The following is a 12,444-nucleotide window of genomic DNA, read 5'->3' as shown; positions in this document are numbered from 1 at the left end:
CGTTTGTCCTAGTTTGACGCGCTCAACTGCTGCGCCGGCCCGCGGGCACCTCGGTGAGCATGCCCACGCTGCGGATGGTGTCGGCGGCGCTCACCGTCGCGAACGCCACCTGCTCGCTCGCGCCGAGCCGGGTGACGAGGTCCGGACCCGGCCCCAGCACCGCGACCACGGCCAATGACGCCGCCACCATCGCACCGATCACCCGGCGCGGCTGCTTGCTCATCGTCTCCGTCATGAGCAGTACGGTTCCGGCCCCGGCCGTCACGACGCTGTGCGGAAAGCATGGCATTCCTGTGCGCGCGACACACAGGTGCTACACAGGAAGGGGAAAGGTGACGCAAAGCGCCGCCCGCGACAGTGGGATCATGACGATGGCTAACGCAGACCCCAGCAACGACCTCCGGCGGCCGGACGGCGCGCCCGTCCGTGTTCTCGTGGTCGACGACGAGGCCACCCTCGCCGAGCTGCTGTCGATGGCGCTGCGTTACGAGGGCTGGGACGTGCGCAGCGCCGGTGACGGCATGGGCGCCGTGCGGGCCGCGCGCGACTTCCGCCCCGACGCCGTCGTCCTCGACATGATGCTGCCCGACATCGACGGGCTCGAGGTGCTGCGCCGGCTGCGCGGGGAGTCGCCCGACGTGCCCGTGCTCTTCCTGACGGCCAAGGACTCGGTCGAGGACCGGATCACCGGCCTCACCGCGGGCGGCGACGACTACGTGACCAAGCCGTTCAGCCTGGAGGAGGTCGTCGCCCGGCTGCGCGGGCTGATGCGCCGCACCGGCCGCTCCCAGCAGCGCCAGGAGTCCCAGCTGATCGTCGGGGACCTGAGCCTGGACGAGGACAGCCACGAGGTGCGCCGCGGCGGCGATCTGGTGACGCTGACGGCCACCGAGTTCGAGCTGCTGCGCTATCTCATGCGCAACCCGCGCCGGGTGCTGAGCAAGAGCCAGATCCTGGACCGCGTCTGGAACTACGACTTCGGCGGCCAGGCGAACGTGGTCGAGCTCTACATCTCGTACCTGCGGAAGAAGATCGACGCCGGGCGTGCGCCGATGATCCACACCATGCGCGGCGCGGGCTACGTGCTGAAGCCGGCGGACTGAGATGACCCGCTGGCGCTCCCCCGCGGGCTGGTCGCTGCGGACCCGGCTCATCGCGATGATGATCGCGCTGCTGTCGGTCCTCGGCGTGGTCGTCGGCGGTGTCGCCGAGATCTATCTGCACAAGTCGCTCTATCAGCAGCTCGACGACCAGCTCAACGAGACCGCGAACCGCGCGCAGAACCGCCCGCCCGCAGGACGCTCCAACCAGCAGCCGTCGCCCTTCGGCGGATGGTCGGACCGGGTGCCGCCGGGCGCGCAGGAGGGAGACATCTTCCTCTACCTGACCGGGACGGACATCGAGGGCGGCACCGTGGGGCTCGCGCTCAACGAGGACGGGAACTACGACAACGACTTCACCGATCTGTCCCCCGCCACCATCACCGCGCTGTCCGGCATAGCGGATGACGGCAACGCGGTCGACGTCGATCTGGGCTCTCTGGGCGACTATCGGGCGCTGTCCCGCACCACCAGCAACGGCGTGGTCGTGGTCGCTCTGCCACTGGCCGACACGCAGCAGACGCTGCTGGCGGTCGCGCTGGTCACGGGGGGTGCGGTCCTGATCGCGATCGGCGTCGCGGGCTGGGCCGGGGCCGTGATCATCCGGCGTACGCTCAAACCGCTCAACCGGGTCGCCGCGACCGCCACCCGCGTCTCCGAGCTGCGGCTGGACCGTGGCGAGGTCGAGCTCGCGCAGCGGGTGCCGCCCGGCGACACCGATCCGCACACCGAGGTCGGAGCGGTCGGCGCGGCGCTCAACCGGATGCTCGACCATGTCGGCAACGCGCTCGAGGCGCGGCACGCCAGCGAGATGCAGGTGCGTCAGTTCGTGGCGGACGCCAGCCATGAGTTGCGAACCCCGCTCGCGGCGATCCGCGGCTACGCCGAGCTGAGCCGGCGCAGCCGCCAGCCCGTGCCGGACGAGATCAGCCACGTCATGCGGCGGGTCGAGTCCGAGGCCCAGCGGATGACGGCCCTGGTCGAGGATCTGCTGCTGCTCGCCCGCCTCGACGCCGGCCGGCCGCTCGCCCACGATCCGGTCGACCTGACGATGCTGCTGGTCGACGCGGTCAGCGACGCGCACGCGGCGGGCCCCCAGCACACCTGGCAGCTCGACCTGCCCGACGAGCCGGTGACCGTGCTCGGCGACAGTCATCGGCTGCATCAGGTGATCGCCAATCTGCTGGCCAACGCGCGGACGCACACGCCCGAGGGCACGATCGTCATCGCCGGGGTGCGCGCCCAGGGCGACGCGGCCGTGATCAAGGTGGTCGACGGCGGCCCGGGCATCCCGGCCGACCTGCTGCCCCGGATCTTCGAGCGCTTCGCCCGCGGGGACAGCTCCCGCTCGCGGGCGGCCGGCAGCACCGGTCTGGGCCTGTCGATCGTGCACGCGGTGGTCACGGCCCACGGCGGACGGGTCGAGGTGGCCAGCGTGCCCGGGCGGACCGAGTTCACCGTACGGCTGCCGCTCCAGCCGGTCTCACAGCCCCAGCCGCAGGCCGTCCATCAGTACGTCCCGCAGGTCGTCCAGTAGCGCCCCGGCCGCGGCGCCGTCGCTCACGTGCAACTCCAGCGGCACCGACTCGCTGTCCCGGCCGACCAGCACGTCGAGCGCGCACAGCGCCCGGCCGGACAGCTCGCTCGTGACCCGGGGACACGCGGCGGCCCGCAGGCGCTCGTCGAGCCACGGGCGGCCCTGGGCCCCGGGCAGCCCGGCGGCGATCGCGGCGATGGCCGCCAGCGCCTGGGTCGGCGGGATCTCCCCGAGCAGCACCTGCGGCGTCTCCCACACCCGCAGCACCACCACCGCGACCGCCTGGCGACGCTCCGCCGGCGGCAGATCGGCGAGACTGTCGAGAAGAGCCGGCGTGCTCGTGTCGTTCATGCACTTCATGTGAGCACACGCAACTTGCATGTAGCCATACCCCGGCTGACGGACACAGTCCGTCTCCGATGGGCTACCATGGCCGCGTGTCCCGTTGGTATTCGTGGTTTACGAGGCCGGCTCCCGCCGGTGCCTCGGCCATGGATTCATGACCTGAGACACCCCGCAGGGCCGGCCGAAGCAGCGACACGATGTCGCTGCTTTTTCGTTTTCACGAGCCGGTCCAGGCCAGGGGGACGCCGGCCCCCGCGGCGGCCGGCGGAGAAGGGCAGGACACCGTGACGATCCCCGAGGTGCAGCGGGTCAGCGACCACCGCATCGAGACCGTCGTGCCGCTGATGAGCCCCGCGCTGCTGCACCACGAGCTGCCGCTGACCCACGAGCTGTCCGCGACCGTGCTGGACGGCCGGCGCCAGGTCGAGGACGTGCTCAACGACCGAGATCAACGGCTGCTGGTCGTGGTCGGGCCGTGCTCGGTGCACGACCCGGTCGCCGCCGTCGAGTACGCGGACCGGCTGCGGGAACAAGCCACCCGGCTCGCCGACGACCTGCTGATCGTGATGCGGGTCTACTTCGAGAAGCCGCGGTCCACGGTCGGCTGGAAGGGCCTGATCAACGACCCCGGGCTGGACGGCACCGGCGACGTCGGCAAGGGGCTGCGCATGGCCCGGTCGCTGCTGCTGCAGGTGCTGGAGCGCCGGCTGCCCGTGGCCGTGGAGTTCCTCGACCCGATCACGCCGCAGTACATCGCGGACACCGTGGCGTGGGGGGCGATCGGCGCCCGTACGGTGGAGTCGCAGGTCCACCGGCAGCTGGCGTCCGGCCTGTCGATGCCGATCGGCATGAAGAACCGCCCCGACGGCAGCATCGCCACCGCCATCGACGCGATCAACGCCGCCGCGGTGCCGCACGTCTTCCCCGGCATCGACGTCTCCGGCACGCCGGCGATCATGCACACGACCGGCAACCCCGACTGCCACCTGGTGCTGCGAGGCGGCAAGGGCCCGAACTACAGCGCGGCGGACGTGGCCTCGGCGCTCGGGCTGCTGCGCGACGCCGGGCTGCCCGAGCGGGTCGTCATCGACTGCTCGCACGGCAACAGCGGCAAGGACCACCTGCGCCAGCCGGCCGTGGCCGAGGACGTCGCCGGGCAGCTGGAGGCCGGTCAGCGGGGCATCCGCGGGGTCATGCTGGAGAGCTTCCTCGAGGCCGGGCGGCAGGACCTGGGCGGCGAGCTCACGTACGGGCAGAGCGTCACCGACGCGTGCATGGGCTGGGACCCGACCGTGGGCGTCCTCGAGCGCCTCGCCGCCGCGGCCGCCAAGCGCCGCGCGTCGTGATCCCGGGCGCGCCTTCAGGTCGAAACAGGACTCACAGGGGGCGCACAGGAACGGCATAAGGGTCCGACAGGCGGGCGCCCGAAGGTGAGGGAGTCAATGTGCTCCCCGCCTGCCCCTAAGGAACCTTGATGACCTCGACGTTGCCCGTACCGGAGATGGCATCGCCGCCGGCGGTCTCACCACCGCCCGCGGCGCCGCCCCGGTCCCGGTGGTCGGCGTTGCTCCGCGGCCGGCCCGAGGACCCGGCCTGGGCCCGGCCGTCGCTGCTCGCCCTGCTGGTGCTCACGGCCGTGCTCTACATCTGGGGCCTCGGCGCCTCCGGCTGGGCGAACGCGTTCTACTCGGCGGCGGTCCAGGCCGGCTCCGAGAGCTGGAAGGCGTTCTTCTACGGCTCGTCGGACGCGGCCAACGCGATCACCGTCGACAAGACGCCGGCCGCCCTCTGGATCATGGCGCTTTCGGTCCGGATCTTCGGCCTGAGCTCGTGGAGCATCCTGGTCCCGCAGGCGCTGCTGGGCGTCGCCTCGGTCGGCCTGCTGTACGCCACCGTCAAGCGCCACTTCGGCGCGGCGGCGGGCCTGATCGCGGGCGTCGCGATGGCGCTGACCCCGGTGGCGGTGCTGATGTTCCGCTTCAACAACCCGGACGCGCTGCTCGTGCTGCTGATGATCGCCGGAGCGTACGCGACCACGCGCGCGGTCGAGACGGGCTCCACCAAGTGGATCGTGCTCGCCGGGGTCTTCGTCGGCTTCGGCTTCCTGGCCAAGATGCTGCAGGCGCTGCTCGTGGTGCCGGTGTACGCCCTCACGTACCTGATCGCCGGCCCGCCCAAGATCCTCAAGCGCGTGGGGCAGCTGCTGCTCTCCGGGCTCGCCGTGGTCGTGTCGGCCGGCTGGTACATCGCGATCGTCGAGCTGGTGCCCGCCTCGGCGCGCCCGTACATCGGCGGCTCGCAGAACAACAGCCTGCTCGAGCTGACCCTCGGCTACAACGGCCTCGGCCGGCTCAACGGCGACGAGACCGGCAGCGTCGGCGGCGGCGGTGGTGGCGGCATGGGCGGCGGCATGTGGGGTGAGACCGGCATCCTGCGCATGTTCGACACGTCGCAGGGCGGCCAGATCTCGTGGCTCATCCCGGGCGCGCTGATCGTGCTGGTCGCCGGGCTGGTGCTCACCTTCCGCCGGGCGCGCACCGACAACCAGCGGGCCGGCCTGATCCTGTGGGGCAGCTGGCTGCTCAGTACGGGCCTGATCTTCAGCTTCATGCAGGGCATCTTCCACGCGTACTACACCGTGGCCCTGTCCCCGGCGGTCGGCGCGGTCGCCGGCATGGGCGCCGTGCTGCTCTGGCGGGCCCGCAGGAACATCTTCGCCGCAGCCGCCCTCGCCGTGGCGATCGGCGTCACCGCGTGGTGGTCGTGGCACATGCTCGGCTGGAGCCCGGACTTCGTGCCGTGGCTGCGCTGGGTCGTCCTGATCGTGGGCGCCCTCGCCGCCGTCGCCGTCGTCGCCTCTGTCCGGCTCTCGGCGAAGATCGCCATGGTGGCGGCCGGCGGTGCGCTGGTCGCGGTGCTCGGCGGGCCGGCGGCGTACGCGGTGCAGACGGCGTCCGAGCCGCACACCGGTTCCATCCCGTCGGCGGGCCCGTCGGTGCAGGGCGGCGGCTTCGGCGGCCGGGGTGGCCCCGGCGGCGGCCCCGGCGGCGGTGGCCGGGGCGGGTTCCCGGGCGGCGGCGGCCAAGGCGGCTTCCCCGGCGGCGGGGGCTTCCCCGGCGGCGGGCAGGGCGGCTTCCCGGGCGGCGGCACCCAGAACGGCCAGCAAGGCGGCGGGTTCCCGGGTGGGACGGGCGGCCGGGGCAACGGCGGGATGCGCGGCGGCGGTGGCATGGGCGGCCTGCTCGACGCCGCGACCGTCAGCGACCAGATGAAGACGCTGCTCGAGGCCGGCGCGGACCAGTACACCTGGGTCGCCGCGGCCGTCGGCTCGCAGAACGCCTCGGGCTATCAGCTCGCCACGGAGAAGCCGGTCATGGCGATCGGCGGCTTCAACGGCAGCGACCCCTCGCCGACGCTCGCGCAGTTCCAGGCGTACGTGCAGGCCGGGAAGATCCACTACTTCATCGGGGGCGGCGGCTTCGGCGGGGGCGGCAACCGCGGCGGCGGGAACTCCGGCGGCAGCAACGCCAGCTCCGAGATCTCCACCTGGGTCCAGGAGACCTTCGCGGCGCAGACCGTCGACGGCGTCACGGTCTACGACCTCACCCAGCCGGCGCAGTAGTCCAGCGGGCGGCCCTCGTACCCCGGGGGCCGCCTCCTGCCCGATTCCCTGGAGCTTCCGTGATCGATCACAGCGCCGCCACAGGCATGCCACAAGCCGGTCAAAGCGCCCCCGGCGACCTTGGTCCCATGAGCACTTCGACGCTGCCCTCCGCCGCTCCCGGCGCCCCTCGGATCGTCGCCCCCGTTCTCGACGTGGTCGTCCCGGTCTACAACGAGGAGACCGACCTCGAGCCGTGCGTCCGGCGACTCCACGAGTACCTGACGGCCCAGTTCCCGTACCGGTTCCGGATCACCGTCGCCGACAACGCCAGCACCGACGGGACGGCCGCGGTGGCCCGCCGGCTCGCGGCGACGTACCCCGCGGTCGAGTCGGTGCACCTGCCGGAGAAGGGCCGGGGGCGGGCGCTCAAGCACGTGTGGACGCACTCGGACGCGGCCGTCCTCGCGTACATGGACGTGGACCTCTCCACCGACCTGGGTGCCCTGCTCCCGCTGGTCGCGCCGCTCATCTCCGGGCACTCGGACCTGGCCATCGGCTCCCGGCTGGCCCGGGGCTCGCGGGTGGTCCGGGGCGCGAAGCGCGAGTTCATCTCCCGCAGCTACAACCTGATCCTGCGGGGCACGCTGGCCGCCCGCTTCTCCGATGCGCAGTGCGGCTTCAAGGCCATCCGCGGCGACGTCGCCGAGCGGCTGCTGCCGATGGTCGAGGACACCGGCTGGTTCTTCGACACCGAGATGCTGGTGCTGGCCGAGCGGGCCGGGCTGCGCATCCACGAGGTGCCGGTGGACTGGGTCGACGACCCCGACAGCCGGGTCGACATCGTCGCCACCGCGCTGGCCGACCTGCGCGGCATCGCCCGCCTCACCAAGGCGCTCGGCACCGGCAGCCTGCCCCTGGCCGCCCTGCGCGAGCAGCTCGGCCGCAACCCGCTGCCCGTCGCCGGGGTGCCCGCCGGGCTCGCCGGGCAGCTCATCCGCTTCGCCGCGGTGGGCGCCGCGAGCACGCTGGCCTATCTCGCGCTCTACGCCCTGCTCCGCACCGGGGCCGGCGCCCAGTGGGCCAACCTGATCGCGCTGCTGGTCACCGCGGTCGCCAACACCGCGGTGAACCGCCGGGTCACCTTCCGGATCCAGGGCAGCGACGGCGCGTGGCGGCACCACGTGCAGGGTCTCGTCGTCTTCGGCATCGGGCTGGGGCTCACCTCGGGCACGCTGGCCCTGCTGCAGGCCGTCGCCACCCCGCCCACGTGGGTCGAGCTGGCGGCCCTGATCGTCGCCAACCTGCTGGCCACGGCGGCTCGGTTTCTCCTCATGCGCATCTGGGTCTTCCGGGCGGCGCACCGGCCCTGACCTGGTCGGCCGGCGCCAGGGGACAAACTCCAGGATGGACCGGGGACGGAAACACAAACATTCCTGGAACACAACCCCTGGCACGGTATGAATCTCGTGACCAACGGGTAACAATGGAGAAACCGACCGGCCCCGGCCCCCGTACGGTTCCGGTCGTTGCGTGTCCCCGTGCCGGAGGTGCGAGATGCTCAGCAAGGAAGACAACCGCCGGCTCGCGCAGCTGGAGCGTCAGCTGCGCCGCGATGACCCCGACTTCTGCAACCGCATGGCCGGCCGCCGCTCCGGTCGCCGTCAGGTGCCCGTCTCGCTGATCCTCACCGCGACCGTGGTCTGGGCCGCCGCCCTCATCCTGGCCGTCGTCGGCTGGTGGGCCGCCGCCGTGGTCGCCGCCGTCTGGGCCCTCGTCGTGATGGTCGCGATCGGCTTCCGCTGCCGCGCCCCGAAGCTCCCGCCGACCCCGGACACGCTGCCCCCGAGCTGGTAAGAAGTCAGCTCCAGGCCACCGTCGCCGCGCCCACCTCGCGGGCCCGGGCCACCACGCCCGCCTCCTCCTCGACCGCCTTGCGTGTCGTCGCCGGCATCGCGTCGAAGGCCGTCACCGTCAGGTCGACCCGCTTGCGGCCGGCCGTCTTCGCGCGCCACACCCCGGCGGGCTCGCCGTCCACGAGCAGCACGCCCGGGTTGCCCAGGACGCGCCACACTTCCTTCTGCCGGTCGCGCTCCGGGATCAGCAGCTCCCGGTCGCGGGCCTGCAGCAGCGGATCCATCGGCGGGAGGAACCGCACGCCCCGTGGCCGCTCCACCGCGCCGAGCGTCGCCGCGCCCCCGGCCGGGAGCCACGCCCGCCGGCCCGCCACGGTCACCTCGTCCAGCCCGGCCGGCCACACCCGCTTGATCTCGGTCGCGGTCGTCCCGAGATAACGCGCCACCTCCGCCGGGCCGGCGGGCCCTAGCAACCGCAGGTACGCCGTGATCAGCTCACCGATCCCGGCATTGCGCCCGGGCAGCGGCGGGGCGCCCGCGATCGGAGCCAGCAACGCGTCCCGGCCCCGCGCGGCCACGAGCACTCCCCCGGGCAGACCCGCCGGCTGCCACACCGTGCCCGCGACGTGCCGGGCGGCGCAGGCCCGGCAGTCGTACGTGAGCTCCGCCGGGATCCGCCGGCTGACCTCGGCGCTCACCTCGCCGCGGGGCATCGGGCCGGTCACGACCTCCCGGAACGCCCGGGCGGTGACCCGGATCGCCTCGATGCCGAGCCGCTGGGCCGCCGGGACCTGCGCGCTCTTCGTCCGGGCGGCGGCATCGGCGTCGCTCAGGGGCCACAGGGCCTGGACCAGCCACCCGAGATCCCGGCGCCGGTGCTGATGCGGGGCTCCCCGGGCGGCCCAGACGGTGACGAGCCGGTCGTCGCTCAACTCGGCGCCGGTGCGGGCCGCCAGGGCGACGCGCTCCGAACCCGGCGTGTACTCCTGGATGCCGAGGTCGAGCACGGGCAGATCGGCCGGCCGCGCCGTGGACCGCTCGGCCAGCCCGAGGGCCGTCACCCGATAGGCCAGGGCCTGCTCCCGACTCACCTTCATGAGCGGCGACCGTACCGTCTCGCCGCGACGTTTCTCAGCCGTTCCGAGCGGCTGTTCGCCCCTCCGGCGACGAGTTCCCACGTGTCGAGACTGCTCGGGCCGTACGGGCCCTCCTGGAGGATCGGCGGCTCACCGGTCAGCCGGTAGCCACAGTGCCGGGCCACGGCCGTGCTCGCCGTGTTGGCGGGGTCGATGCGCAGGAGGAGGCGGCCGAGGTTGAGCGTGCTCCGGGCGTACCCGGAAAGCAGCGTGAGGGACCGGGCAGCCAGCCCGCGCCGGCGATGCGGCGCGCCCACCAGATAGCCCAGCTCCGCCTCCCGCAGGCCGGCGTCGACGCCGAAGAGCAGCACCTCGCCCAGCGGGCGCTCGCCGTCGACCGTGACGGCCAGCTGCATGCGGCGCCCGCTCAGGCGTCCCTGCCGGGCTCTTTTCAGGTACGCGATCCCCGCCGCCGTGTCGAACGGCGACGTCATCGGCGTCCACCGGGCGATGGCGGGCTCGTCGAGCAGCTCGACCAGCGCGTCGAGATCCTCGTCCCGCCACTCGCGCAGCACGATGCCGTCGCCGCGCAGGGTGATCGGGTACGGCAGGCCGCCCGGGCTGGTCATGCGCCCGATCCTGCCCGGAAGGACCCGGACTCGGCCAGTGCCCGTGAGCTGCGCAACGCTCCCGGGAGCCCGTGCCGGAGCCCGCCGGAAAGCCGCAAACCGCCGCCCGCCTGCGACGGCGTGGCACCCTGTCAGCTTGTCGACTGCGATCTTCCGCGATTTCGGCGGGTCGGCCGGCGGTTCCGGGCGACATGACAGGAAGGACTGGTGACAGTGGCTCACGACGATGCGCACTGGGTGGCCTACAACGCCGTGCGGGGCAGCCGCCCGCCCCGGGATCTGCTGGTCCGCGCCGCGGCCACGGCCGGCCCGGGCCGCGGGCGCACCGCGATCGACCTCGGCTGCGGCGCCGGCGTGGAGACCCGCGCCCTGCTCGACGCCGGCTGGCGGGTGCACGCGATCGACGGCGCACCCGGGACCGAGGCGGTCGTCCGGCGCACGGTCGGCGGCGTTTACGATCGACTCACCGTCACGAACCAGCACTACGCCGAGCTGACCGCCCTGCCCCCGGCCGACCTCGTCTACTCCGGATACGCCCTCCCCTACCAGCCCCGGGAGTCCTTCGACCGGATCTGGGGGCTGGTCCGGGGCGCGCTGCGGCCGGGCGGGGTGCTCGCCGTCAACCTCTTCGGCGACCACGACGAGTGGGCGGGCACCGAGGGCGAGACGTTCCTCACCGTGGCCGAGGCCCGGCAGCTCTTCGACGGACTCGACCTGGTGTCCTGGGAAGAGGAGGACGCGCCGGGGCCGGCCTACGGCGGTGACAAGCACTGGCACGTCTTCCACGCCGTGGCGGTGCGACCCTAGGAAGCCTTCCAGCCCGCGTCGCGGCACGCCGTGGTCAATGCGTCGGCCGACGTCTTCCACCCGCCCCCGCCGTCGCCGGCGCTCCGGCCCAGCTCGGCCGCTCGATCGGCGATCTGATCGTTCTCGGACTTGCCCGTGGACTGCATGACCTTGTCGGCGAGGGCCAGCCGGGCCGTCTTGGTCCGCGCGTCGAGATAGCCCGCGTCGAAGTCGTTGCACGCCTGGCTCGCCGCCGTGTCGAGAGGGCCCGGCCCCTGGGCGGCGTCGTCGCCGTTGGCCCGGCTGAACAGCAGCGCGACCACCACGAGCACGGCGATGCCGAGCACGATGAGCTGTTGCCGGGACAGCTTCAACTTGAGCTTCACCCCCGCAGGCTAACGCGGCGGCGCCGGGGAAGCGCGTTCACTCACGTCCCCGCCGGGGTGTAATCAGACGCGGTCTGTCCGCCGTGGATGGGCGCCGGCCGCTCTGTAAGTGTGACTAGTCTAGCGCCATGACTACTATCCGCGGGCATGGATCTGTGGCAGCTCGAGTGTTTCGTCGCGGTGGCCGAAGAGGCCGGGTTCACCAAGGCCGCGGGGCGGTTGCATCTCACCCAGTCCGGAGTCAGCACCCAGATCAGACAGATCGAGCGGGACCTGGGGGTGCGGCTCTTCGACCGCTCGTCCCGCTCGGTGCGGCTGACGCCCGCCGGCCAGGCCGCCCTGCCGTACGCCCGGAGCGCCCTCGCCGGCGCCGAGGCGGTCCGGCAGGCCGTCGCCGAGGTCACCGGGCTGGTGCGGGGACAGTTGCGGGTCGGAATGGTCACGGGGTGCACCGTGACCGCACTCTTCGAGGCGTTGGCGTCGTTCCATCGGGAGTTCCCGACCGTCGACATCGCGCTGACCGAGGCGGACTCGGCGACCCTCGTGGCGCGGGTGCGGGCCGACGAGGCGGACATCGCCCTGGTCGGCGGCGATCCGACCGGGCTGACCGGGCACACGGTCGTCGGTGCGGGGCTGACCGCGGCGGTGCCCGGTGGTCACGCGCTGGCGGAGGGGCCGAGCGTGTCCCTGCGGCGGCTGTGCACGTACCCGTTGATCTGCCCTCCGCCCGGCATCGGCGTGCGCGGCGCGCTGGACGAGGCCTGCGCCACGGCCGGGCTGCATCCGACCGTGGCGATGCAGGTGACCGCGCCGGAGGCGATCGCCGCGCTCGCCGCCCGGGGGCTCGGGGTCGGCGTGCTGCACGCGTCGGCGGCCGCGGCGCTGCCGGAGCTGACAACCGTGCCGGTCGAGGACCTGCCCCTGCCGGTGACGCTGGTGTGGCGCGGCGAGACGACCCTGCTGCGCGCCTTCCTCCCCCACTGCAAGGAGGCCTTCACGCGAGAATGACGGCCCCCACTTCAGGGAGGCCTTCACGCGGAAATGACGGCCGCGCCACGAGACGGCGTTCACGAACGGGTGACTTTTGCGCGACGGGACGGTACCGTTCCGGCCATTCATCGGACTCGG

General features: G+C 73.0%; 13 protein-coding genes. 8 read left to right on the top strand and 5 right to left on the bottom strand.

Annotation, left to right across the window (positions count from 1 at the left end):
* Positions 1-22 precede the first annotated feature (22 nt).
* A complete protein-coding gene (locus RAN62_RS19050) occupies positions 23-235 on the bottom strand; it encodes a hypothetical protein (RefSeq protein WP_305786036.1) in 213 nt (70 codons plus the stop codon).
* Positions 236-365: 130 nt separating this feature from the next.
* Between RAN62_RS19050 and RAN62_RS19045 the strand changes: the two genes are divergently transcribed.
* Both RAN62_RS19045 and RAN62_RS19040 read left to right on the top strand, forming a co-directional pair.
* Positions 366-1,103, top strand: coding sequence for a response regulator transcription factor (locus tag RAN62_RS19045; protein ID WP_305786035.1), 738 nt, complete (start codon positions 366-368; stop codon positions 1,101-1,103).
* Position 1,104: 1 nt separating this feature from the next.
* Entirely contained in the window at positions 1,105-2,637 is a 1,533-nt protein-coding gene (locus RAN62_RS19040; protein ID WP_305786034.1) for a HAMP domain-containing sensor histidine kinase, read from the top strand.
* On the opposite strand, the gene RAN62_RS19035 is transcribed toward RAN62_RS19040, so the two are convergent.
* The gene (locus RAN62_RS19035; RefSeq protein WP_305786033.1) at positions 2,584-2,988 is read right to left on the bottom strand and encodes a hypothetical protein; all 405 of its coding nucleotides are present in this window, start codon (positions 2,986-2,988) and stop codon (positions 2,584-2,586) included. The genes RAN62_RS19040 and RAN62_RS19035 overlap by 54 nt on opposite strands.
* A 278-nt stretch (positions 2,989-3,266) precedes the next feature.
* Here RAN62_RS19035 and RAN62_RS19030 point away from each other — a divergent pair, with 278 nt between their 5' ends.
* From RAN62_RS19030 to RAN62_RS19015, 4 genes are all read left to right on the top strand, one after another.
* Positions 3,267-4,328, top strand: a complete 1,062-nt coding sequence (locus RAN62_RS19030) for a 3-deoxy-7-phosphoheptulonate synthase (RefSeq protein ID WP_305786032.1) — start codon at positions 3,267-3,269, stop codon at positions 4,326-4,328.
* Between the two features lie 128 nt (positions 4,329-4,456).
* On the top strand, positions 4,457-6,604 hold the full coding sequence (locus RAN62_RS19025) for an ArnT family glycosyltransferase (protein WP_305786031.1): 2,148 nt from the start codon (positions 4,457-4,459) through the stop codon (positions 6,602-6,604).
* A gap of 128 nt (positions 6,605-6,732) precedes the next feature.
* Positions 6,733-7,956, top strand: coding sequence for a bifunctional glycosyltransferase family 2/GtrA family protein (locus RAN62_RS19020; protein ID WP_305786030.1), 1,224 nt, complete (start codon positions 6,733-6,735; stop codon positions 7,954-7,956).
* 184 nt (positions 7,957-8,140) lie between these two features.
* Positions 8,141-8,440 carry a DUF3040 domain-containing protein gene (locus RAN62_RS19015; RefSeq protein ID WP_305786029.1) on the top strand — a complete coding sequence of 100 codons (300 nt, stop codon included), beginning with the start codon at positions 8,141-8,143 and terminating at the stop codon, positions 8,438-8,440.
* Between the two features lie 4 nt (positions 8,441-8,444).
* Here RAN62_RS19015 and RAN62_RS19010 read toward each other — a convergent pair whose 3' ends face one another.
* On the bottom strand, positions 8,445-9,536 hold the full coding sequence (locus tag RAN62_RS19010) for a DNA glycosylase AlkZ-like family protein (protein WP_305786028.1): 1,092 nt from the start codon (positions 9,534-9,536) through the stop codon (positions 8,445-8,447).
* Positions 9,533-10,144, bottom strand: coding sequence for a GNAT family N-acetyltransferase (locus RAN62_RS19005; RefSeq protein ID WP_305786027.1), 612 nt, complete (start codon positions 10,142-10,144; stop codon positions 9,533-9,535). The genes RAN62_RS19010 and RAN62_RS19005 overlap by 4 nt, the downstream gene beginning before the upstream one ends.
* A 207-nt stretch (positions 10,145-10,351) precedes the next feature.
* Here RAN62_RS19005 and RAN62_RS19000 point away from each other — a divergent pair, with 207 nt between their 5' ends.
* On the top strand, positions 10,352-10,951 hold the full coding sequence (locus tag RAN62_RS19000; protein WP_305786026.1) for a methyltransferase domain-containing protein: 600 nt from the start codon (positions 10,352-10,354) through the stop codon (positions 10,949-10,951).
* On the opposite strand, the gene RAN62_RS18995 is transcribed toward RAN62_RS19000, so the two are convergent.
* Positions 10,948-11,316 carry a hypothetical protein gene (locus RAN62_RS18995; RefSeq protein ID WP_305786025.1) on the bottom strand — a complete coding sequence of 123 codons (369 nt, stop codon included), beginning with the start codon at positions 11,314-11,316 and terminating at the stop codon, positions 10,948-10,950. The genes RAN62_RS19000 and RAN62_RS18995 overlap by 4 nt on opposite strands.
* Positions 11,317-11,463: 147 nt before the next feature.
* Here RAN62_RS18995 and RAN62_RS18990 point away from each other — a divergent pair, with 147 nt between their 5' ends.
* Positions 11,464-12,324, top strand: a complete 861-nt coding sequence (locus tag RAN62_RS18990; RefSeq protein WP_305786024.1) for a LysR family transcriptional regulator — start codon at positions 11,464-11,466, stop codon at positions 12,322-12,324.
* The last annotated feature ends 120 nt before the right edge of the window (positions 12,325-12,444 follow it).

It is taken from the genome of Symbioplanes lichenis, assembly GCF_030709675.1.
GTDB lineage: Bacteria > Actinomycetota > Actinomycetes > Mycobacteriales > Micromonosporaceae > Actinoplanes > Actinoplanes lichenis.
This window is presented reverse-complemented; position numbering and strand designations above follow the sequence as displayed.